This is a genomic window from Thauera sp. WH-2 (assembly GCF_048321015.1).
Lineage (GTDB): Bacteria > Pseudomonadota > Gammaproteobacteria > Burkholderiales > Rhodocyclaceae > Thauera.
Window position 1 is genome coordinate 15253 of sequence record NZ_JBLWFG010000011.1, and the last position, 22186, is coordinate 37438.

Sequence of the window (22186 nt, forward strand, 5' to 3'; positions counted from 1 at the left end):
GTAACGGCCGGACTGCGGGGGCGACCGAGATCAGCCACGCAGGACGAGATACGAGGACGAGGGGACATGAGCACGATCAAATCTGCCATCAACACGCGCAGCGAGGACTTTCAGGCCAACGCCGCCAGCCTGCGCGCCCAGGTCGAGGACCTGCGCGCCAAGGCGGCGCAGGTCAGCCTCGGCGGCGGCGAGTCGGCGCGCGCCAAGCACACTGCGCGCGGCAAGCTGCTGCCGCGTGACCGCGTCGGCCACCTGCTCGACCCGGGCACGCCCTTCCTCGAGGTCGGCCAGATGGCGGCCTACGGCATGTATGACGACGAGGCGCCGAGCGCCGGCGTCATCACCGGCATCGGCCGCGTGCAGGGCGTCGAATGCATGATCGTGGCCAACGACGCCACGGTGAAGGGTGGCACCTACTACCCGATGACGGTCAAGAAGCACCTGCGCGCGCAGGAGATCGCCGAGCAGAACAATCTGCCCTGCATCTACCTGGTCGACTCGGGTGGCGCCTTCCTGCCCAGGCAGGACGAAGTCTTCCCCGACCGCGACCACTTCGGCCGCATCTTCTTCAACCAGGCCAACATGTCGGCCAAGGGCATCCCGCAGATTGCGGTGGTGATGGGCTCGTGTACCGCGGGTGGCGCCTACGTGCCGGCGATGTCGGACGAGACCGTCATCGTCAAGAACCAGGGCACGATCTTCCTCGGTGGTCCGCCGCTGGTGAAGGCGGCGACCGGCGAGGTGGTGAGCGCCGAGGATCTGGGCGGCGGCGACGTGCATACGCGCCTGTCGGGCGTGGCCGATCATCTGGCCGAGAACGACGCCCACGCGCTCTACATCGCACGCCGCATCGTCTCCAACCTCAACCGGACCAAGCCGATCAACCTCGCGCTGGGCCAGGGCGAGGAGCCGCTGTACGACCCGGAAGAGATCTACGGCATCATCCCCTCCGACACCCGCAAGCCCTTCGACGTGCGCGAGATCATCGCCCGCGTGGTCGATGGCTCGCGCTTCGACGAGTTCAAGGCGCGCTACGGCACGACGCTGGTGTGCGGCTTCGCCCAGCTCCACGGCTACCCGGTGGGCATCGTCGCCAACAACGGCATCCTGTTCGGCGAGTCGGCGCAGAAGGGCGCGCACTTCATCGAACTGTGCGGCCAGCGCGGCATCCCCCTGCTGTTCCTGCAGAACATCACCGGCTTCATGGTCGGTCGCAAGTACGAGAATGGCGGCATCGCCAAGGACGGCGCCAAGATGGTGACCGCGGTGGCCACCGTGCAGGTGCCCAAGATCACCATGCTCATCGGCGGTAGCTTCGGCGCCGGCAACTACGGCATGTGCGGCCGCGCCTACTCGCCGCGCTTCCTGTGGATGTGGCCCAACTCGCGCATCAGCGTGATGGGCGGCGAGCAGGCCGCGAGCGTGCTGTCCACCGTGCGCCGCGACGGCATCGAGGCCAAGGGCGGCAGCTGGAGCAAGGAAGAGGAAGAGGCCTTCAAGGCGCCCATCCGCGAGCAGTACGAGTTCCAGGGCCACCCTTACTACGCCACCGCGCGCATGTGGGACGACGGCGTGGTCGATCCGGCGCAGTCGCGCCGCATCCTCGGCCTCAGCCTGTCGGCCGCGCTCAATGCGCCGATCCAGCCGACGAAGTTCGGCGTGTTCCGGATGTAAGGGGGCGAGATGAGCTACGAGACCCTGGAGATCGTCCGCGAAGCCGGCGTCGCGACGATCTGGATGAATCGTCCGGACGTGCACAACGCCTTCAACGCGCAGCTGATCGCCGATCTCACCGCCGCCTGCATCGTGCTCGATGCCGACGACACGGTGCGCGCGGTGGTGCTGGCCGGGCGGGGCAAGAGCTTCTCCGCCGGCGCCGATCTCAACTGGATGAAGGCCGCCGGCGAGGCGAGCGAGGCGGAGAACTTCGCCGACGCGATGAAGCTTGCCGGCATGCTGCGCACCCTGGCCGAGATGAAGAAGCCCACCATCGGACGTGTGCATGGCGCGGCACTGGGCGGCGGCATGGGGCTGGCGAGCGCCTGCGACATCTGTATCGCCTCCGACCGCGCGGTGTTCGCGACCTCCGAGGTCAAGTTCGGGATCATCCCCTCGGCGATCAGCCCCTACGTGATCCGCGCCATCGGCGAGCGCCAGGCCTACCGCTACTTCCAGACCGCCGAGCGCATCAATGCGGCGCGTGCGGCCGCGCTGGGACTGGCGCACGAGGCGGTGGCCACCGATGAGCTGGACGCCAAGGTCAAGGAAGTGGTCGAGGCGCTGCTGCAGGGCGGCCCGAAGTCGCAGGCCGCGGCCAAGGATCTGATCCGCGCGGTGGCTAACCGGCCGGTGAGCGACGCGGTGGTGGAAGACACTGCGCGCCGCATCGCGAGTCTGCGCGTGACGCCCGAGGCCAAGGAGGGCCTCGCCGCCTTCCTCGACAAACGCCCCGCGGCCTGGATCGCCTAGTGGGCGACGGTGGGCGTGCCCACCCGTATCGATTAAGCGCCTGTTTGCCGTGGGAGCGGGCTTGCCCGTGAGTCGTCCTGACGGCCCGCCTGAAGAACACAAGGTTTGGAGACACCATGTTTGACAAGATCCTGATCGCCAACCGCGGTGAAATCGCCTGCCGCGTCATCAAGACCGCCCGCCGCATGGGCATCAAGACCGTTGCGGTGTATTCCGAGGCCGACGCCAACGCGCGCCATGTACGGCTGGCCGACGAGGCCGTGCTGATCGGCCCGGCAGCGGCGCGCGAGTCCTATCTGGTGATCGACAAGATCATCGCCGCGGCCAAGGCCACCGGCGCCCAGGCCATCCACCCCGGCTACGGCTTCCTGTCCGAGAACGAGGATTTCTGCCACGCCTGCGAGCGCGAAGGCATCGTCTTCATCGGCCCGCCGGTGTCGGCGATCCGCGCCATGGGCTCGAAGTCCGAGGCCAAGAAGCTGATGGAAGCGGCCGGCGTGCCGCTGACCCCCGGTTACCATGGCGACGACCAGAATCCCGCGTATCTGCACCAGCAGGCCGACGCCATCGGCTACCCGGTACTGATCAAGGCCGCGGCCGGCGGCGGTGGCAAGGGCATGCGCCTGGTCGAGAAGTCGGAGGACTTCATCGACCTGCTCGCCTCCTGCAAGCGCGAGGCGATCTCCAGCTTCGGTGACGACCACGTGCTGGTCGAGAAGTACATTACCAAGCCGCGCCATATCGAGATCCAGGTCTTCGGCGACACCCACGGTAACGTCGTATACCTGTTCGAGCGCGACTGCTCGGTGCAGCGCCGCCACCAGAAGGTGCTGGAAGAAGCGCCCGCGCCCGGCATGACGCCCGAGCGCCGTGCGGCGATGGGCAAGGCCGCAGTCGATGCGGCCAAGGCAGTGGGCTACGTCGGCGCCGGCACGGTGGAGTTCATCGCGAGTGAGAGCTTCACGCAGGACGGCTCCTTCTACTTCATGGAGATGAACACCCGCCTGCAGGTCGAGCACCCGGTCACCGAGATGATCACCGGGCTGGATCTGGTGGAGTGGCAGCTGCGCGTCGCCTCGGGCGAGAAGCTGCCGCTGGAGCAGGAGCAGTTGCAGATCCGCGGCCATGCGCTCGAAGCGCGCATCTACGCCGAGGACCCGGCCAAGGGCTTCCTGCCCTCCACCGGCAAGCTGGTCCATCTGGCGCCGCCGGCCGAGTCGCTGCACGTGCGGGTCGACACCGGGGTCGAGGAGGGCGACGAGATCAGCCCGCACTACGACCCGATGATCGCCAAGCTGATCGTGTGGGACATCAACCGCGACCGCGCGTTGGCGCGCATGCTGCAGGCGCTGGCCGACTACCGCGTGGTGGGCGTGGCCAACAACATCGAGTTCCTGTCGCGCCTGACCGCCTGCCCGGCGTTCTCCGGCGCGGACCTCGACACCGGCCTCATCGAGCGCGAGAAGACCTATCTGTTCCCGGCCGACGAAGGCGTGCCCGCCGAGGTGCTGCAGATTGCCGCGCTGGCCGAGCTGCTGCGCGAGACGGCGCTGGCCGACAAGCGTGCCCAGCGCACGGTGGATGCGCGTTCGCCCTGGCATGCGCGAGACGGCTGGCGCATGAACGCCACCGCGCGCCGCACCCTGCTGTTCCGCGCCGGCGAGGCGGAGCATGCGGTGGATGTCGCCTACCTGCCCGGTGCCTACCGCCTGACGGTCGACGGTCGCAGCGTCGAGGCGCGCGGCGAGATGAACGAGCGCGGCCTGTTGCGGGTGGAACTCGACGGCACCCGCATGGACGCCACCGTGATCGCCGCCGCTGGCCGCCGCCATGTCTTCGCCAAGGGCCGCGCCTGGCAACTCGCCGCGGTCGACCCGCTGCATCACGGCGGTGAGGGCGGTGGTGCCGAGGGCGGCCTGCTGGCGCCGATGCCGGGCAAGGTCATCGCGCTGGTCGCCGCCGAGGGCGCCAAGGTGGAGAAGGGCGCGCCACTGCTGATCCTGGAGGCGATGAAGATGGAGCACACCATCACGGCGCCGTCCGCAGGCACGGTCAAGGCCTTCCGCTTCGGCGTCGGCGACCAGGTGGGCGACGGCGCAGAGCTGGTGGAGTTCGAAGCCGCTACCTGAGCAGCCTGAAAGTCACGACCGAGCAAGCGGAAAGGGGCTTGAACCCGAGGGCGCGATCCGGCCGCAAGAGCCGGCGCGCCCGGCATGGAGAGGAGACACACACCGATGAGCAGTACGCAGAGCTACGTCCACGGCGCATCCGAGAAACAGCTGATCGGCCAGACCATCGGCCGCTTCTTCGACGAGGCCTGCGCCCGCCATGCCGAGCGCGAGGCGCTGGTGGTGCGCCACCAGAACGTGCGCCTGACCTACGCGCAGTTGAAGAGCAAGGTTGACGCCCTCGCCTGCGGCTTGATGCGCCTCGGTCTCGAACCGGGTGAGCGCATCGGCATCTGGTCGCAGAACACCATGGAGTGGGCGCTGACCCAGTTCGCCACCGCCAAGGCGGGCCTCGTGCTGGTGAACATCAACCCCGCCTACCGTCGTTCCGAGCTCGAGTACGCGCTCAACAAGGTCGGCTGCCGCGCGCTGATCCTGTCGCCGGCCTTCAAGACCAGCAATTACCTCGAGATGATGGCCGACCTCGCGCCCGAGCTCGGCCATTGCGAACCCGGCCTGCTGCGCAGCCACCGCCTGCCCAGCCTGGAGATGGTGATCCGCATGGGTGCGGACAAGTCGCCCGGCATGCTCAACTTCGACGACTTGCTGCGCGTGCCGACGCGGGAAGAGCTGACCGCGCTCGGCCTGCTGTCGGAGAAGCTGCAGTTCGACGACCCGATCAACATCCAGTTCACTTCCGGCACCACCGGCCACCCCAAGGGCGCGACCCTGTCGCACCACAACATCCTCAACAACGGCTTCTTCGTTGGCGAGGCGATCAAGCTGGTGCCGGGCGACCGCCTGTGCATCCCGGTGCCGCTGTACCACTGCTTCGGCATGGTGATGGGCAACCTCGGCTGCGTGACCCACGGCGCCACCATGGTCTACCCGGCCGAGGCCTTCGAGCCGCTGGCAGTGCTGGAGACGGTGGCGCAGGAGAAATGCACCGGCCTCTACGGCGTGCCGACGATGTTCATCGCCGCGCTCGACCATCCACGCTTCGCCGAGTTCGACCTCTCCAGCCTGCGAACCGGCATCATGGCCGGCAGCCCGTGCCCGATCGAGGTGATGAAGCGGGTGATCGGCAAGATGAACATGGCCGAGGTGACCATCGCCTACGGCATGACGGAGACCTCGCCGGTGAGTTTCCAGAGCGGCACCGACGATCCCATCGACCGCCGCGTGTCGACGGTGGGGCGCGTCCAGCCGCACCTGGAGGTGAAGATCGTCGATACCGAAGGCCGCATCGTGCCGCGCGGGACGCCGGGCGAGTTGTGCACCCGCGGCTACTCGGTGATGCTCGGCTACTGGAACGACGAGGCCAAGACCCGGGAGGCGATCGACGCCGGCGGCTGGATGCATACCGGCGACCTCGCGGTGATCGACGACGAGGGCTACTGCAACATCGTCGGCCGCATCAAGGACATGGTGATCCGCGGCGGCGAGAACATCTATCCGCGCGAGATCGAGGAGTTCCTCTACGCCCATCCCAAGGTGCTCGACGTGCAGGTGGTCGGCATCCCCGACCAGAAGTTCGGCGAGGAGCTGTGCGCTTGGGTCATCGTACGCGAGGGCGAGCGCCTGACCGAGGACGAGGTGCGCGCGTATTGCCAGGGCCAGATCGCGCACTACAAGATTCCGCGCTACATCCGCTTCGTCGACAGCTTTCCGATGACTGTGACCGGGAAGATTCAGAAGTTCCAGATCCGCCAGAAGATGAAGGAAGAGCTGGGGCTGGACGAGGCGAAGACCGCCTGACATCGAGGACGCATCCATGACCACATCCAAGTTGCCTGCCACTGTCCGCATCGTCGAGATGGGGCCGCGCGATGGCCTGCAGAACGAGAAGCAGCTCGTTTCCACCGACACCAAGGTCGAACTCGTGCGCCGCCTCGAGCGTGCCGGGCTGAAGGCGATCGAGACCACCTCCTTCGTGTCGCCAAAGTGGGTGCCGCAGATGGGTGACAACAACGAGGTGCTGACCCGCGTGCTTGCGGCTGCCGCACCCGGTGTTGCCTATCCGGTGCTGACGCCCAACCTCAAGGGCTTTGAGGCCGCGCTCGCGGCCGGCGCACGGGAGGTCGCGGTGTTTGGCGCCGCCTCCGAGTCCTTCAGTCAGAAGAACATCAACTGCTCGATCGCCGAGTCGCTCGAGCGCTTCCGCCCCGTCACCGAGGCGGCGCAGGCGGCGGGCGTGAAGGTGCGCGGCTATGTCTCGTGCGTGGTCGGCTGCCCCTACGAGGGCGCGGTGGCGCCGCAGGCAGTGGCGGACGTGGCGGCGACGCTGATGGAGATGGGCTGCTACGAGGTGTCGCTGGGCGACACCATCGGCGTCGGCACCCCGGCGAGCATCCAGCGCATGCTTGAGGCGGTGATGAAACGCGTGCCGGTGGACAAGCTTGCGGGCCACTACCACGACACCTACGGCATGGCGGTGGCCAATGTCTACGCCTCGCTGGAGCTGGGCGTGGCGGTGTTCGACGCCTCGGTTGGCGGCCTGGGCGGCTGCCCGTATGCGGCCGGCGCCTCGGGGAACGTCGCCACCGAAGACGTGGTCTGGATGCTGAACGGCCTCGGCATCGCCACCGGCATCGAGCTCGATGCGCTGGTCGACACCGCTGCCTGGATCAGCGCCCAGCTTGGTCGTGACCCCGCATCGCGCGTGGCGCGCGCGGTGCTGGCCAAGCGCGCAAAGGCAGCCTGCGGTTAGGCGTTCGGGCTGTGGGTGGGTCTGTGCCGGAGCCCGATGAACGCGGGCTCAGATCGGGCGAGAGGGGCGCGAGTCGTTCATAATTGAGCCGCAGATCAATGAGGCGGTGCGCATGGACGCGCCGTCCGTAACCAACAGAGACCGTTCATGAGCATTCCCTCCCCCTGCACCAACGTCTGCCGCATGAGTCCCGACACCGGCTGGTGCGAAGGCTGCCAGCGCACGATCGACGAGATCACGCGCTGGAGCCGGACCAGCGACGACGACCGCCGCGCCATCCTGTCCGCTGTCGCCGAGCGCCGCGAATGGCTCGCAGAGGCCAGCCCTGCGGAGTCGCGCGCATGAGCGGCGACGCGCTCTGTGTCGGCGTGTGCATGATCGACTGGGATTCGGGCGTGTGCCTGGGCTGCGGTCGCACCGCGGACGAGATCAATGGCGTGCCGGTCGCAGCGCCGCCCGAAGCCTTGCAGCCCGCGACCGACCAGCCTGTGGCGCTGCCGCCCAATGTCGCCGCGCAGGTCGGGGAGGGCAGCGATTGAGTGCCTCGGCCCGCCTGCCTTCGACGCTGCAGGTCTTTGAGCGCGGCTGGCTTTCGGCCAACAACGTCCTGCTGTTCGATGGTGACGAGGCGACCCTGGTCGACTCCGGGTACCTGACCCATGCTGCGCAGACCGTGCAGTTGGTGGCTGGGGCGCTGGATGGACGCAGGCTCGCACGCCTGATCAACACGCACTCGCACTCCGATCACATCGGCGGTAACGCCAGCCTGAAGCGTGCGTTCGGGTGTGCGATCACCGTTCCCGAGGGCATGGCGCGCGCCGTGGCCGAGTGGGACGAGGACGCGCTGCTGCTTTCGATCGGGGCACAGTCCGGGGAGCGGTTCCGTTTTGATGCGACCCTTGGCGCGGGCGCGCGCTTTCTGGCCGGAGAGCTCGAGTGGGAGGCACTGGCCGTTCCTGGCCACGACATGGATGCGCTCGCCTACTACAACCCGGATCGCCGCATCCTGATCTCGGGTGATGCGCTGTGGCGCGATGGTTTCGGCATCCTTTTCGCCGAGGTGATGGGCAGCGACGATGCCTTGACGCAGGCAAGGGGTACGCTGGAGGCGATCGGTCGGCTTTCGGTCGATGTGGTGATCCCGGGGCATGGCGCGCCCTTCTCGGAGTTCGACGACGCGCTCGAGCGGGCCTTCGCGCGCATCCGTGCATTCGAGGCGGACGGTGCGCGTATGGCGCGCAACGCGATCCGCGCCTGCATTACCTTCAAGCTGCTCGAAGTCCGCAGCATGCGGCTCGAAGACTTGCCCGCCCATCTGGCGCAGACGCCGCTCTACCGCGTTGCGAATGCCCGATTCCTGGGGCTGGACTACGATGCGTTGGCGACATGGGTGGTCGGTGAGCTTGAGCGTGCAGGCGTGGCGCGCCGGGAGGGCGGGCTGCTCCTCGCAGCCTGATGCGGGTTTTCCACTAGGCGTAGATTTTCATTGATCTGCAACAAGCGGATACAATCGAGCCCTTAAATTTCCCGGAAGTGTTGTCATGCAAGAGACCGTAGACTGGATCAACGGCTGGGTGTGGAGTCCTGCGCTCGTCTATCTTTGCCTGCTGGTGGGCCTCTATTTCTCGATCCGCACCCGCTTCATGCAGGTGCGCCATTTCGGCGAAATGGTGCGTGCAATGTTCCGCGGCACGAGTTCGGACGCGGGGGTTTCGTCCTTTCAGGCGTTGACCATCGCGCTTTCGGGCCGGGTCGGAACGGGCAACATCGCGGGTGTCGCCACCGCGATCGGCTTCGGCGGTCCGGGCGCCATCTTCTGGATGTGGATGGTGGCCTTCCTCGGTGCTGCCACGGCATACATCGAATCCGCGCTCGGTCAGATCTACAAGGTCGAGCATCACGGCCAGTATCGTGGTGGCCCCGCCTACTTCATCGAGAAGGGTCTGGGTTGGCGTACCTATGCGATCGTGTTCGCGGTCGCGACCATGATCGCCTGCGGCGTGCTGCTGCCCGGCATTCAGACCAACAGCATTGCCGCCAGCATGCAGAACGCTTTCGGTGTGGCACCGGCGGTGACCGGCACGATCATCGTGATCCTGCTGGGGCTGATCATCTTCGGGGGCGTGCGCCGCATTGCGCAGGTCACGCAGGTCGTCGTGCCCTTCATGGCGCTGGGCTATGTCCTGGCGGCGGCCGTGGTGGTGGCGCTCAACGTGGAGAAGGTGCCCGAGGTCATCAACCTGATTCTTTCCTCGGCGTTCGGACTCGATGCCGGCTTCGGTGCGATGATCGGTCTGGCCATCCAGTGGGGTGTCAAGCGCGGGGTGTATTCCAACGAGGCAGGTCAGGGCACCGGTCCGCATGCGGCCTCCGCGGCCGAGGTGCCGCATCCGGCGGCGCAGGGGTTGGTGCAGGCATTTTCGGTGTACATAGACACCTTGTTCGTGTGCTCGGCCACCGCATTCATGATCCTGATCACCGGCACCTACAACGTGACGGGTGCCGACGGCACGCAGGTGTTCACCGGGCTGGCCAACATCACCGCCGGCACAGGCTTCACTCAGGCTGCGATGGAGCAGGTGCTCCCCGGCTTCGGTGCAGTGTTCGTGGCGGTTGCGCTGTTCTTCTTCGCCTTCACCACGGTGCTCGCCTACTACTACATCGCTGAGACCAACCTGGCCTACCTGACACGCAACCTGCGCTCCGAGGTGCTGATCTTTGTGTTGCGTGTGGCGCTGATCGGCTCCGCACTGTACGGCTGCGTGCGAACCAGCGACCTGGCCTGGGGGCTTGGCGACATCGGCGTGGGCATGATGGCCTGGCTCAACCTGGTCGCCATCATCATGCTGCAGAAGCCTGCGCTCGCCGCGCTCAAGGACTACGAGGCACAGCAGGCACGGGGGCGCCTCGAGCCCCAGTTCGACCCGCGCCCGCTTGGCATCGAGAATGCCGACCTGTGGGTAGCACGCGCCGAGAAGCGCAAGCAGGACGCCTGATCGGAGCGGGCGGCGGCCTGCATGCACGACGGCCCGCCGACGCTGGGGTATAGTGTCCGCGGGCCTTTTCTTCTCCTGGATCGATGCAGATCGTACTCATCAGCGGGCTTTCGGGTTCGGGCAAGAGCATCGCGCTCAACGTGCTCGAGGACGCGGGCTACTATGTCGTGGACAACCTTCCCGCCGCTCTGCTGCCCGGCTTGGTCGAGCACCTGCGCGGGGCAGGCTGGGAGCGCATCGCGGTGGCGGTGGACATGCGTTCCGGCGCAAGCATCGAGGCCCTGCCCAAGGTCGTCGAGGCCTTGCGTTCGGAGGTGCGCGACCTGCGCTTCATCTTTCTCGATGCGCGTGACGACACGCTGATCGCGCGTTTCTCCGAGACTCGGCGGCGTCACCCGCTCGCGACCGGGGGGACGAGCGTGGAAGAGGCGATTCACCACGAGCGCGACGCCCTTGAGTGCATCGCCGAGCTTGGCCACAGAATCGACACCAGCGACATGCACCCGAACACGCTGCGCGCCTGGGTGAAGGATTTCATCCAGATGTCTGCGGCGCAGGGCATGACCCTGATGTTCGAGTCCTTCGGCTTCAAGTACGGCATCCCACTCGATGCCGACCTCGTGTTCGATGTGCGCTGCCTGCCCAATCCACACTACGACCCCAAGCTGCGCCCGCTGACTGGGCGCGACCAGCCGGTGGTCGATTTTCTGCAGCGCGTGCCCGAGGTCGGACGCATGTGCCAGGACATCCATGATTTTCTTGCGGGCTGGCTGCCCGCCTACCTGCGGGACAACCGCAGCTACCTCACCGTGGCGATCGGCTGCACTGGCGGGCAGCATCGCTCGGTGTATATAGCCGAGTGGCTCGCGGTGCGTTTTCGCGACCAACTCGACGTGATCGTCCGCCACCGCTCTGCGGCGAGGCGTGCGGCGGATCGTGCTGCGGCGCGTGTGCATGCACGGGAGAACGGTAGCGACACGTGAAGCGGTTCCTGAGTTCATGGCGCGGCCTGCTTCGCCCAGGGGATGTGCTTGTAGCGCTGGCGGGGCTATTCGTGTGCGCTTACGCCCTGCTGAGCCTGTGGCGTGGCGGAGCGCCCGACGGGGCAGTGGTCCGTGCGGGTGGCAAGGTGGTGGCCAGCGTAGACCTGGGCCGCGAGCGATTCATCGAGGTGCCCGGGCCGCTTGGCGTGACGTTGATCGAGATCCGACCAGGCCGCGCGCGCGTCGCTTCGGACCCGGGGCCCAGGCAATATTGCGTGCGTCAGGGCTGGCTGACCCAGGCCGGGGCGGTAGCGATCTGCGCACCGAACGAGGTCAGCCTGAGCCTTACCGGCGGGGTGGCGGAGTATGACTCCCTCAATTATTGAAATACGGCCCACGCCCGAGGATCGCAGGATCGCGCGCCATGCGGCAGCGGCCATCGTGCTTACGGTCGCGGAGGCCGCGATCCCCTTGCCGCTGCCCGGGGTCAAGCCCGGTCTGGCCAACATCGTCACCCTGGTGGTGCTGGCGCGCTGGGGCTGGCGCGAGGCGGTGTGGGTGTCCCTGCTGCGCGTGCTGGCCGGCAGCCTCCTGCTCGGCCAGTTTCTGGCGCCGGGATTCTTCCTGAGCCTTGCGGGGGCGCTCGCCAGCCTGCTGGTGCTGGGGCTGGCCATGCATCTGCCGCAGCGCTGGTTCGGGCCGGTCAGTCACAGCATTCTCGCTGCCTTCGCCCATATCGGCGCCCAACTGATCGTGGCACGGCTATGGCTGGTGCCTCACGATGGCGTGTTCTATCTGTTGCCGGTGTTCTCGCTCGCGGCCGTGGTGTTCGGCTTGGCGAATGGGCTCGTGGCGGCCCGACTGCTTCGGGAGCTGGAGCTAGTTGCGTCCCGGCGGGTTGCGGACCATGGCGCGAACGGCGTGCGGCGCTGACGTGCGCCGGTGAAGGGGGCATGGAGGCGCGCCCGTGCTGGGCGCGCACTACGCGATGCTCAGCCGCGCTGGTTCGCGAACCAGTCCAGCAGCCGCTTCCAGCCATCCTCTGCCTCTGCCTTGCGATAGCTGGGCCGGTAGTCCGCATGGAAGGCGTGCGGTGCATCGGGATAGACGTGGATGGTGCTTTGCGCACCCGCCTGCTCCAGCGCCTCGCGCATCGCGTCGACATCCTCCAGCGGAATCCCCTGGTCCTGGCCGCCGTACAGGCCGAGCACCGGCGCATGCAGGGCGCCGGCAATGTCGATCGGGTGATGCGGGTTCTTGTCCGAGGGCAGGCCATCGAGCCGGCCGTACCAGGCGACGCCTGCCTTCAGCGCGGGATTGTGTGCGGCGTACAACCAAGTGATGCGACCGCCCCAGCAGAAGCCGGTGATGCCGAGCCAGTCCGGGCTGCCGCCGTGGTTGCGGGCCCAGCTCGCACACGCATCGAGGTCATTCATGACCTGCGTATCGGGCACTTGCGAGACGATCTTCTGCAGGATCTCGCCCACGCTCTCGATGCTGCGCGGGTCGCCCTGGCGGAAGAACAACTCAGGGGCTACGGCCAGGTAGCCCTCGTGCGCGAGACGGCGACAGACGTCGCGGATGTGCTCGTGTACGCCAAAGATCTCCTGAACCACGAGAACCACTGGTTGAGGCGTGGTGCTCGCGGGGCGGGCGTAGTAGACGGGGAGGGCGCCGCCTTCGACCTCGATCGTGGCGTTGCCGGTGTCCAGCCCCCCAGGCTCGGTGTGGATCGTGGTGCTGGCCTGGACCGGCTGCACGGCAAGCGCGAAACCGGCAGCCGCGAGCGTGGTGACAAAGCCGCGCCGGTCGAGTCGGGCAGAAGGCAGCAGGGCGTCGAAATCGGCCTGCTTGTCGAGGTGGGGGCGATGGGGCATGGTCGATGTCTCCTATGGCTTCACTTTTAGAGCCGCTCTAAAAGTGAAGCATGCGAGCCGACCAAAGGCAAGCACTCCGCGGGTGCGGTGAGCCGGGCCGCCGCCGCGCATGCGCCCTCAGGGCGCAGCGGGCGGACGGGGTGTTCAGCGACGGCGCTGAGGTGCTGCGGTGGCGCCTGCAGGACGGCCGGGCAGGTGGCGGAACGTGATGCGCCCCTTGCTCAGATCATAGGGGGACATCTCGAGCGAGACGTTGTCGCCCGCGATGATGCGGATGTGGTGCTTGCGCATCTTGCCGCCCGAGTAGGCGATCAGGTTGTGACCGTTGTCGAGGGTCACGCGGTAGCGGCCGTCGGGCAGCACCTCGGTGACGGATCCGTGCATTTCGATGAGTTCTTCCTTGGCCATGTCGAGGCTCCTTGTCTTATGCCGCCTGCCCCCGCGCTCCATGCTGCGGGGTCAGCCTGCCGTATCTGGGCTTGGGTAGGGGAATTCCGTGCAGCGGCTAGGCTGCATCGGCCTGGTTTTCAAGGCGGTTTCTGTCGATTTCGGGCGCCTTGAAGACCTGCGCCGGCAGAAAACGCATTCTGGTTCGGCGATTCTGGAGGCGGAGCGCTTACGCGCTTCGAATCGTCGCCGCGGTGCGCTCTGGACACTGCCTTGAGTGTGGCAATGCCGCGAGTCGATTGGAAAAATTGATTGAAATCGAACCCCATGATAATACCTTTTTCTTGTTCTGAAGTCCATGCGTGGCGCGGATCACACTGTAGCCCCATGGTGGCGGCGCACGCGTTACGAGGGTGGGATATGCTCACGGCTCATGCTGCGCCGTCGTTTCCTGTCCCTCCTTGCCGCCTCGATTGCCGTCCCGCCCTTTGCGACAGCGTGTCGCAAACAGGGGGCGTTTCGCGTCGGGATTCATCCGTGGCCCGGTTATGAGCCACTCTATCTCGCGCGGGAGTTCGGCTGGCTGCCGGCTGCTGTCGACTTGCGGGCGGGGCGTAATGCCGGCGATTCGATCGCGGCTATGGTCGCAGGGGAGGTCGATGCCGCAGCGTTGACGCTCGACGAGGTGCTGGTCGTGCGGGATCAGGGGGTGCACGCCAGCGTTGTGCTGGTGTTCAACCACTCGGTGGGTGCCGATGCGGTGATGGTGCGCGCGGAAATCGAGTCTCCGGCACAGGTTCGCGGGCGCCGGGTGGCGCTGGAGCGTGGTGCGGTAGGGGAGTTCGTGCTGCACAGGCTCCTGCAGGCCGCCGGGTTGCGGGAGGTCGACGTCACCCTGATCGACATTCCCCCGGACCGGCAACTCGATGCGTGGCGTGCGGGCGAGATGGACGTCGCGATTGCCTACGAGCCCACGCTTTCCCTGCTCGAACGTGAGGGCGGACGGCGTATCTTCGACAGTCGGCAGTTTCCAGGCCTCATCTTCGACGTGCTCGCGGTGCGGAGTGATCGTCTGAGTGGGCAGAAGAAAGTACTTGATGCCCTGTTGGCGGCACATTTTCGTGCGCTCGCACACATGCGCGTGAACCGTGAGGACGCGCTGCGTCGGATCGGTGCCTGGCGGGGCCTTGGTTTCGAGGAGACCGAGCGCAGTTTCGCCGGGCTGAGCCTACCGGACGTATTGGGGAACCGCGCCTATCTCGATCCCGCGGGGGCGCGTAGCATCGTTCCGGCCGCGCGTGAGCTGGCGGGGCTGATGCGCGGTGCCGGTCGTCTCACGTCCGATGACCGTCTCGATCGGCTTGTCGATCCGGACTTCCTTCCGCGCAACCGGGTGTCCCTGTGATCGCGTTGGCGAAGCGCGCCCTGCTCGCGCTGCTCCTGCTTGTAGCTCTGCCGGCGCAGGCGGCGCAGGAGCTGGTGCTGGGGGTCTTCGCGTTCCGTCCGAAGCCGGTGATGATCGAGCGGTACCAGCCCCTTGCCGATTACCTTTCCACCAAACTCGGTGGCGTGCGGGTGAGGCTGGAGGTGCTGGAGCAGAGCGAGCTCGAGGAGGCCGTGGCGACGCACCGGATCGATCTGGTCATGACGAACCCGACGCACTACTTGTTGCTGCGCGTGCATAGCAGCCTGTCCGGTGCACTGGCGACCGTGATTTCCGCGCAGGACGGCAGTATGGTGAGCACGCTTGGTGGCGTCATCATCACCAGAGCGGAGCGCACGGATCTCGTGCGGCTTCAGGATCTGAGGGGGCGGCGAATCGCGATCTCCGGTCCGCGCTTCATGGGCGGCTACCAGGCCCAGGTATTCGAACTCATCCAGGCTGGCGTACGGGTGCCAGAAGATGTCGATTTTCTCGAAGTCGGGCGTCACGATGCCGTCGTCGAGGCGGTGCTGGAAGGGCGCGCCGATGTGGGATTCGTCCGTACCGGCATCCTGGAAAGTCTCGCCGCGGAGGGGCGCCTCGACCCCGCCCGCCTGCAGGTGATCCATCGCCAGCGGCTGGCGGGTTACCCGTATGCGGTGTCGACCCGGCTATATCCGGAATGGCCTTTCGTTGCGCTGCCGCATGTGGAGGGCGCGATGGTCCGGCGCATATCGGCCGCGTTGCTCAGCCTTGAGGCTTCGCACCCGGCCGCACGTGCAGCCTACATCGGCGGCTTTTCGCCGCCGCTCGACTATCTGCCCGTGGAAACCCTGGCGCGCACGCTGCGTCTGCCGCCCTTCGATGCGGCGCCGCCCTTCTTGTGGCGGGACGTATGGAGCAGATATGCGGCGTTCATTGTTGCGCTGGGTGTCGCGGCGGGGCTCGTGGTGGTGCTGTTCCTGATGGTGGCACGCCGCAACCGCCAGCTCGCGCAGTCAGTTGCCGCATTGGTGGAGGCGCAGGACACCCTGCATCACATTGCTTACCACGACGCGCTGACCGGGTTGCCGAACCGCGCCTTGCTGGCGGACAGGCTGCGTCAGGACATGCGGCGCGCGCGCCGTGACGGGCACAGGATCGCAGTGGCATACATCGATCTGGATGGATTCAAGGCCGCCAACGATACCTACGGCCATGCGGTGGGGGATCGCCTGCTGGTCGAGGTGGCGGGCAGGCTGCGTGAGGTGTTGCGTGATGGGGATACCGTCGCCAGGCTAGGCGGGGATGAATTCGTCGCGGTACTGTCGGGCGTGGAGCCCAGGCACCATGGCGTGGCCGTCATCGAGCGCCTGCTTGCTGCGATTGCGGAGCCGGTCAGCATCGATGGGCGCACACTGCAAGTGTCGGGCAGTGTCGGCGTGAGCTATTTTCCGCAGGATGGAGAGATCGAGGCGGATCAGTTGCTACGGCAGGCAGATCACGCCATGTACGATGCGAAGACCGCTGGGCGGAACTGCTACAGGATCTTTCGGCCCGACGAGGCCGCGTTTGACGAGGGTGTCGCCACGCGCCGGGAATACGTCTGAGCGGGCGATCGTGGCGCGGAGGGCATGAAAGCTCTCCGCGGTGGGCCTTGACAGTGCACGGATGGTACGCGCCGTACAAACAAAAAGGGCCTTGGTTGACCAAGGCCCTGTCTGCTTCGTTTTTGATGGTAGGCCGTGCTGGGCTCGAACCAGCGACCAACGGATTAAAAGTCCGCTGCTCTACCAACTGAGCTAACGACCCGAAAAACGAGCGCGAATTATAGTTGCGGCCAGCATGGCGTGTCAAATTCTCTGTCGGTTTTTCCGCATGCTGGCGGGCCGTCGTGAAGGGGCCACCCGCCCTCGCCGGCATCCCGGTCAAGCATCGGCATCGCGCATCAGCAGCCAGTACTGGAGTTTGAGCGTTGCGGCCGAACCTGCAATGATCGCCGCGGTGCTGAGCAGGGCGCCGAGTGCGAGCGTGGACAGGCCGGTGACGCCCTGGCCAATCGTGCACCCTAGGGCGGTGACGCCACCGAAGCCCATCAGGAGGCCTCCGCCCATGTGGCGCACGAGATCTCCTGCGTCGCGAAAACTCTCGATGCGGAAGCCCCGGCTGCTCAGTGCATGCACTGCCGAGCCGGCGATGACGCCGAGCGCGCTGGCGATGCCGAAGGTCACGACCCTGCTGGTGTCGCTCCACATCTGCAGGAGTTCGAGGATGTAGGCGTAAGGGCCAACGAAGGTGAGGGACTCGGCACGCCCACTGTTGGTGGCGATGAAGGCTTCCTCAAGCGTTTCCGGGTGTTCGGCGATGTAACCGATGTGCCCGCTCACATACCATCCGGCGATGACCGTGGCGCCGACGACGAGGCCGCCCAGCAGGACGTCGCCACGCCACGCCTCGCGGCTCGCTAGCGACCACAGCGCGAGCCCGCCGCCGAGTGCTGCCATGCACAGCAGCAGCGCCGCGGATGGATCCATGCCTGCCGCTGCGACGAAAGCGGGAAGGTCCTGGCCGTGGGGCAGCTGGATCGAAACCGCGTCGAGGTAGTTCACCCGCCACACCCCGAACAAGCCGCGCAAGGTCATGGATGCTCCGATCGCCACGAATACGAAGACCACGATCGACTTCAGGTTGCCGCCGCCGATGCGGATCAGGGTCTTGCTGCCACAGCCGGAGGCGAGGGTCATGCCGATGCCAAAACACGCACCGCCCACCAGATGCGACAGCCAGATCAGGCGGCTGGAGGTATAGATGGATTTCGAAGCATCGAACAGGCCGAGCGCCTGCAGGGCGCCGGTGCCCAGGATGGCGACGGCGACTGCCAGCGCCCACATGCGCATGCGGTTCCAGTCACCCATGTTCACGATGTCGGACACCGCGCCCATGGTGCAGAAGTTGCTGCGGCTGCCTGCATAACCGAACACGGCGCCGATGGCGAAAGCGAGCCAGACGATGGTCGTGGCGGAGACCAGGGGTTCTTCCATGATGTTGGGGGTTCCAGGCCGAGTACCGGCGTGCGTGCTTGTCCGGGAGTGGTGGAACGATTCTAAACGCGAATCAGCCCGCCGTCCTTGTCATGCGGTTTGTGGCTGGTAGCGGGTCGGATCGGGAACGCCGGCTGCGGCGAAGCCTGCGGCGCGCAGCCGGCAGGCCTCGCAGCGCCTACAGGCGCGACCGTCCTCGTCCGCCTGGTAACAGGTGACCGTGATGCCGTAGTCGACCCCAAGGGCCGCGCCGCGACGGATGATGTCCGCTTTGCTGAGCTCGATCAGCGGGGCATGGATGCGCAGGGGACGGCCTTCGACGCCGGCCTTGGTGGCAAGCCTCGCCATTGTCTCGAAGGCGCGGATGAACTCGGGCCTGCAGTCCGGGTAGCCGGAGTAGTCGATGGCGTTGACGCCTATGAAGATGTCGCTGGCGCCGAGCACTTCCGCCCAGGCGAGGGCGATGGAAAGCATCACGGTGTTGCGCGCAGGGACGTAGGTGACCGGGATGCCCGCGCCGGGTTCGCTGGTTGGCACTGCGATGTTCGGGTCCGTCAGCGCGGAGCCGCCGAACTGGCCCAGGTTAACACTGGCCACCCGGTGTTCGCGGGCACCAAGGGCTGCGGCGACTCGCCCTGCTGCCTGAAGCTCTGCGGTATGCCGCTGGCCGTAAGCGACCGAGAGGGCGTGGGCCTCGAAACCCATGTCATGCGCGATCGCAAGGCAGGTGGCGGAGTCGAGCCCGCCGGAAAGCAGCACGACGGCGCGCGGTGCGGAGGCAGGAGGAGGCGCTTTCATACGGTATTTTCCATCAGTGGAGCGCAGCCGGGAGCGCCCCGTGCAGTGCCCGGGGCGCTCAGCGGCCCCGGGCGTCGTTCCAGAGCACTTTGTGCAGTTGAAGCTGGAAGCGTGCCGGCAGGCGGTCGCGGACCAGCCATTCGGCCAGCGTGGCGGGCTCGATGGCGCCTGCGACCGGAGAAAGCAACACTTCGCAGCGACGGTCGAGCGCATGCTCGTTGATCATCTGCCGCGCCCAGGCGTAGTCCTCGGCGTCGGCGAGCACGATCTTGACCTCATCGCCCGCCCGCAGCAGGGGAATGTTCTCGTAGCGATTCTTCGCGACCTCGCCGGAGCCTGGTGCTTTGAGGTCCATGATCCGAGCTACGCGCGGGTCAACCGCGCCGATGTCCAGCGCACCACTGGTTTCGAGCGAGACGGCGTAGCCGGCGTCGCACAGCGCGCTCAACAGGGGCAGGCAGCCTTTTTGCGCGAGCGGCTCGCCGCCGGTGACACAGACATGGCGCAGACCGTGTCCGGCAACCTGGGCGAGGATGTCCTCGAGGGCGAGCGTCGCGCCGCCGCTGAAGGCATACGCGGTGTCGCACCAGGTACAGCGTAGGGGGCAGCCCGTCAGACGCACGAAGACTGTGGGCAGTCCGACGCTGGACGACTCTCCCTGTACGGAGGCGAATATCTCGGTGATGCGCAGGCGAACGGCTGCAGCCGCGCCCAAATCCCTCTCCGGCATGGACTCAGGATGTGCCGAGCCGCTGGCGCGCCACTTGAGCAGCGTTGCTCTGCGGATAGCGTTCGGTCAGCGACTTCAGTGTGTTGCGCGCGCTGGTGGCGTCACCCATGGCCTGCTGGCTGTTGGCCAGGCCCAGCATTGCGTCGGGTGCGACATTGTCGTTAGGCCATTTTTCGATCACGGTCTTGAAGTGACGGGTGGCGCTTGCCACGTCACGGGCCTGCAGGGCAGCGTTCCCCGCCCAGAAATGGGCGCCTGCAGTGAAGTCGCCGCTCGGGTAGCGCTCAGTGAAGGCCTGGAAAGCGGCGAGCGCCTCCTTGTGCTTGCCGTCCTTGAGCAGATTCAGTGCGCCCTGGTACTCGGCCGACTCCTGGGCCGGGTCGGCGGCCACGCCGGGCGCAGGGGCTGTGCCCGTGCCGCCGCCTTCCAGGTGACGCAGGCGTGCGTCGAGGTCCACATAGAAATCCTTCTGCCGCTGTTTGAGCGTTTCCACTTCGTTCATCAGCAACTCGATCTGGCCACGCAGGCGGGCCACCTCGGCTCGCAGCTGTTCGTTTTGCATGGCGAGTTCGAGCTGACCGCGGCTCGTAGTCTCGAGCTGGCCCTGGACATCCTGGCGCAACTGGATGATCTGGTTGCGTGCCTCGGTATCCCCCCCGAAAAGCTGGGCATGGGCCGGGCCCGCCGGGCTCAGGGCGAGAAATACGGCAAGCGGCAGAAGGCGTTTCATGTCGGGACTCTCTTAGAACTCGCCCGAGTACAGCATGTCGCCGCGGCGGTTCTCGGCGTAGCAGTTCTCGGTGCGATCATCGCAACGGGGCTTCTCTTCACCCAGGCTCACGGACTCGATCTGCGATTCCTGCGCGCCCAGCAGCAGCAGAGCCTGCTTGACGACGTCAGCACGCTTCTGACCCAGCGCGAGGTTGTACTCACGGCTGCCGCGCTCGTCGGTATTGCCCTGGACGAGCATGCGCATCTGCGGGTTCTGGACGAGGAAGCGGGCATGGGCTTCGATCAGCGGACGTGCCTTGGGCTTGATGACGAAGCTGTCGAAGTCGAAGAACACGCTGCGCTTGGACAGGATGTTGTTCGGGTCGGTCAGCGCTGCGATGCCGCTGCCGCTCAGGCTGGACGCGTCGACGGTGGCCACGCCGGAACGGTCTTCGACCGAGGCGCCGGAGGTTTCGGGGCCCGTGCTCGAGCAGGCCGCGAGCGTCATGGCCAGCAGGGCGGGGAGGATGAGTTTCTTCATGGGTGATGCTCCAGTACGTGAATTATGGACAGCAGAGAGTTTTGCGGCTTGGCTGCCGCTTCTTGGATTACCGGATCCTCGGACCCCAGGCGGGTTCGCGGACATCGGCGGCCTGCACCGTAAGCCGCTGCCGGATGCGCCCGTCGGTCGACACCGCGGACAGCACGCCTCGCCCGCCACTGTCGGTGGCGTAAAGGATCATGCGGCCGCTGGGGGCGAAGCTGGGCGATTCGTCGCGTGCCGAATCGGTGAGGATGGTGGTCTGCCGGGTGGCGAGGTCCTGCACGGCCACCTGGAAGCGGCCGGCATTGCGGGTGATGAAGGCGAGCAGCTTGCCGTCGAACGAGAGCCGCGGCGAGACGTTGTAATTGCCTTCGAAGGTCACCCGCTGGGCGCTGCCGCCGCTGGCAGGAATGCGGTAGATCTGCGGGCTGCCACCGCGATCCGAGGTGAAGTAGATGTTGCCGTCCGCGCCCCAGAACGGCTCGGTGTCGATGCCGGAGGATTGCGCGAGCCGGCGCACGCCCGAGCCGTCGGCGCCCACTACATAGAGCTGGGAGAGCCCGTCCTTGGTCAGTACCACCGCCAGCTGGCTGCCGTCGGGCGACCAGGCGGGTGCGGAGTTCGAGCCCTTGAAGTTGGCGACCACGCGGCGTTGCCCTGTGGCGAGCGTGTGCACGTAGACGATGGGCTTCTTCTGCTCGAAGGACACGTACGCGAGGCGCTGTCCGTCCGGCGACCACGCGGGCGAGATGATGGGCTCGCGCGAGCGCAGGGCGGTGGCGGGGTTCATGCCATCGGCGTCGGCGACCTGGAGTTCGAAGTTGGGGCCGGACTTGATCACGTAGGCGATGCGGGTGGCGAAATAGCCCGGCAGCCCGGTGAGCTTCTCGTACACGAAGTCGGCGATGCGGTGGCCGACGAGGCGGTTCTGCGCCGGACTCATGGGCAGCGCCATGGCGCCCAGTTCCTGCTGCTTCTGAGCGTCGAAGAGGCGGAAGCGTACCTCGTAGCGGCCGTCGCTGAGCGGAATCAGGCTGCCGGTGAGCACGGCGTCGGCGCCGCGGCTGCGCACGGCGGCGAGGTCGGGCAGCACCGATTCGGGCATCGGCAGCGGGCCAGTGTCGATTAGTGCGAACAGGCCGCTGCGCTCGAGGTCGGCGCGCACCACGTCGGTGACACTTTGCGGCAGGCGGCCTTCGTTCTCGAAGATCGGGATGATGACCGGAAAGCGGGAGGCCCCGGTACCGGTGATTTCGATCGATAGCTGCGCCTGGGCGCCAAGCGCGAGGCTGGCAAGCAGGGTCAGGACGAAGAGTCGGAAGGCGTTGAAGGTTCTGATCATGGGTTCTTGCTCCAGCCGCGAATTATAG

The 22186-nt window shown here is 66.6% G+C and carries 22 protein-coding genes and 1 tRNA gene; 14 read left to right on the forward strand and 9 right to left on the reverse strand.

Annotation, left to right across the window (positions count from 1 at the left end; translation table 11 throughout):
- Positions 1 to 66: 66 nt before the first annotated feature.
- From ACNKW1_RS14620 to ACNKW1_RS14675, 12 genes are all read left to right on the forward strand, one after another.
- Positions 67 to 1674 (forward strand): carboxyl transferase domain-containing protein, encoded by a 1608-nt coding sequence (locus tag ACNKW1_RS14620; protein ID WP_282809524.1) that lies wholly within the window; start codon positions 67 to 69, stop codon positions 1672 to 1674.
- 9 nt (positions 1675 to 1683) lie between these two features.
- The gene (locus ACNKW1_RS14625) at positions 1684 to 2469 is read left to right on the forward strand and encodes an enoyl-CoA hydratase/isomerase family protein (protein ID WP_418365337.1); all 786 of its coding nucleotides are present in this window, start codon (positions 1684 to 1686) and stop codon (positions 2467 to 2469) included.
- 116 nt (positions 2470 to 2585) lie between these two features.
- Complete coding sequence (locus tag ACNKW1_RS14630; protein WP_418365338.1) at positions 2586 to 4598, forward strand: acetyl-CoA carboxylase biotin carboxylase subunit; 2013 nt, start codon at positions 2586 to 2588, stop codon at positions 4596 to 4598.
- Between the two features lie 105 nt (positions 4599 to 4703).
- Positions 4704 to 6395, forward strand: a complete 1692-nt coding sequence (locus ACNKW1_RS14635; RefSeq protein ID WP_418365339.1) for an AMP-binding protein — start codon at positions 4704 to 4706, stop codon at positions 6393 to 6395.
- Between the two features lie 16 nt (positions 6396 to 6411).
- Positions 6412 to 7347 (forward strand): hydroxymethylglutaryl-CoA lyase, encoded by a 936-nt coding sequence (locus ACNKW1_RS14640; protein WP_418365340.1) that lies wholly within the window; start codon positions 6412 to 6414, stop codon positions 7345 to 7347.
- A 147-nt stretch (positions 7348 to 7494) separates the two neighbouring features.
- Complete coding sequence (locus tag ACNKW1_RS14645; protein ID WP_418365341.1) at positions 7495 to 7692, forward strand: DUF1289 domain-containing protein; 198 nt, start codon at positions 7495 to 7497, stop codon at positions 7690 to 7692.
- Entirely contained in the window at positions 7689 to 7886 is a 198-nt protein-coding gene (locus tag ACNKW1_RS14650; RefSeq protein WP_418365342.1) for a DUF1289 domain-containing protein, read from the forward strand. The genes ACNKW1_RS14645 and ACNKW1_RS14650 overlap by 4 nt, the downstream gene beginning before the upstream one ends.
- Positions 7883 to 8803, forward strand: coding sequence for an MBL fold metallo-hydrolase (locus ACNKW1_RS14655; protein WP_418365343.1), 921 nt, complete (start codon positions 7883 to 7885; stop codon positions 8801 to 8803). Before ACNKW1_RS14650 ends, ACNKW1_RS14655 begins: the two co-directional genes overlap by 4 nt.
- Before the next feature lie 85 nt (positions 8804 to 8888).
- Positions 8889 to 10343: an alanine/glycine:cation symporter family protein gene (locus ACNKW1_RS14660; RefSeq protein ID WP_418365344.1), complete on the forward strand. Its 1455-nt coding sequence runs from the start codon at positions 8889 to 8891 to the stop codon at positions 10341 to 10343.
- Between the two features lie 83 nt (positions 10344 to 10426).
- Positions 10427 to 11326: an RNase adapter RapZ gene (gene rapZ, locus ACNKW1_RS14665; protein ID WP_418365345.1), complete on the forward strand. Its 900-nt coding sequence runs from the start codon at positions 10427 to 10429 to the stop codon at positions 11324 to 11326.
- Entirely contained in the window at positions 11323 to 11712 is a 390-nt protein-coding gene (locus tag ACNKW1_RS14670) for a NusG domain II-containing protein (RefSeq protein WP_418365346.1), read from the forward strand. The genes rapZ and ACNKW1_RS14670 overlap by 4 nt, the downstream gene beginning before the upstream one ends.
- On the forward strand, positions 11693 to 12259 hold the full coding sequence (locus ACNKW1_RS14675; RefSeq protein WP_418365347.1) for a Gx transporter family protein: 567 nt from the start codon (positions 11693 to 11695) through the stop codon (positions 12257 to 12259). Before ACNKW1_RS14670 ends, ACNKW1_RS14675 begins: the two co-directional genes overlap by 20 nt.
- A gap of 59 nt (positions 12260 to 12318) precedes the next feature.
- On the opposite strand, the gene ACNKW1_RS14680 is transcribed toward ACNKW1_RS14675, so the two are convergent.
- The gene (locus ACNKW1_RS14680; protein ID WP_418365348.1) at positions 12319 to 13203 is read right to left on the reverse strand and encodes a dienelactone hydrolase family protein; all 885 of its coding nucleotides are present in this window, start codon (positions 13201 to 13203) and stop codon (positions 12319 to 12321) included.
- A 144-nt stretch (positions 13204 to 13347) separates the two neighbouring features.
- A complete protein-coding gene (infA, locus tag ACNKW1_RS14685; protein WP_418365349.1) occupies positions 13348 to 13611 on the reverse strand; it encodes a translation initiation factor IF-1 in 264 nt (87 codons plus the stop codon).
- A 412-nt stretch (positions 13612 to 14023) separates the two neighbouring features.
- Between infA and ACNKW1_RS14690 the strand changes: the two genes are divergently transcribed.
- Complete coding sequence (locus tag ACNKW1_RS14690; RefSeq protein WP_418365350.1) at positions 14024 to 14995, forward strand: ABC transporter substrate-binding protein; 972 nt, start codon at positions 14024 to 14026, stop codon at positions 14993 to 14995.
- A gap of 5 nt (positions 14996 to 15000) precedes the next feature.
- A complete protein-coding gene (locus ACNKW1_RS14695; protein WP_418365351.1) occupies positions 15001 to 16602 on the forward strand; it encodes a diguanylate cyclase domain-containing protein in 1602 nt (533 codons plus the stop codon).
- 126 nt (positions 16603 to 16728) lie between these two features.
- On the opposite strand, the gene ACNKW1_RS14700 is transcribed toward ACNKW1_RS14695, so the two are convergent.
- The 7 genes from ACNKW1_RS14700 to tolB form a co-directional block, all read right to left on the reverse strand.
- Positions 16729 to 16804 (reverse strand) — tRNA-Lys (locus ACNKW1_RS14700).
- A 116-nt stretch (positions 16805 to 16920) separates the two neighbouring features.
- Complete coding sequence (locus ACNKW1_RS14705; protein ID WP_418365352.1) at positions 16921 to 18033, reverse strand: YeeE/YedE family protein; 1113 nt, start codon at positions 18031 to 18033, stop codon at positions 16921 to 16923.
- 90 nt (positions 18034 to 18123) lie between these two features.
- Positions 18124 to 18831 carry a 7-cyano-7-deazaguanine synthase QueC gene (gene queC / locus ACNKW1_RS14710; RefSeq protein ID WP_418365353.1) on the reverse strand — a complete coding sequence of 236 codons (708 nt, stop codon included), beginning with the start codon at positions 18829 to 18831 and terminating at the stop codon, positions 18124 to 18126.
- 58 nt (positions 18832 to 18889) lie between these two features.
- Positions 18890 to 19561, reverse strand: a complete 672-nt coding sequence (gene queE, locus ACNKW1_RS14715; protein ID WP_418365354.1) for a 7-carboxy-7-deazaguanine synthase QueE — start codon at positions 19559 to 19561, stop codon at positions 18890 to 18892.
- A gap of 4 nt (positions 19562 to 19565) precedes the next feature.
- Complete coding sequence (ybgF, locus tag ACNKW1_RS14720; protein ID WP_418365355.1) at positions 19566 to 20291, reverse strand: tol-pal system protein YbgF; 726 nt, start codon at positions 20289 to 20291, stop codon at positions 19566 to 19568.
- Positions 20292 to 20303: 12 nt separating this feature from the next.
- Positions 20304 to 20813: a peptidoglycan-associated lipoprotein Pal gene (gene pal, locus ACNKW1_RS14725; protein WP_418365356.1), complete on the reverse strand. Its 510-nt coding sequence runs from the start codon at positions 20811 to 20813 to the stop codon at positions 20304 to 20306.
- Between the two features lie 67 nt (positions 20814 to 20880).
- Entirely contained in the window at positions 20881 to 22158 is a 1278-nt protein-coding gene (gene tolB / locus ACNKW1_RS14730; protein WP_418365357.1) for a Tol-Pal system beta propeller repeat protein TolB, read from the reverse strand.
- Positions 22159 to 22186: the final 28 nt, after the last annotated feature.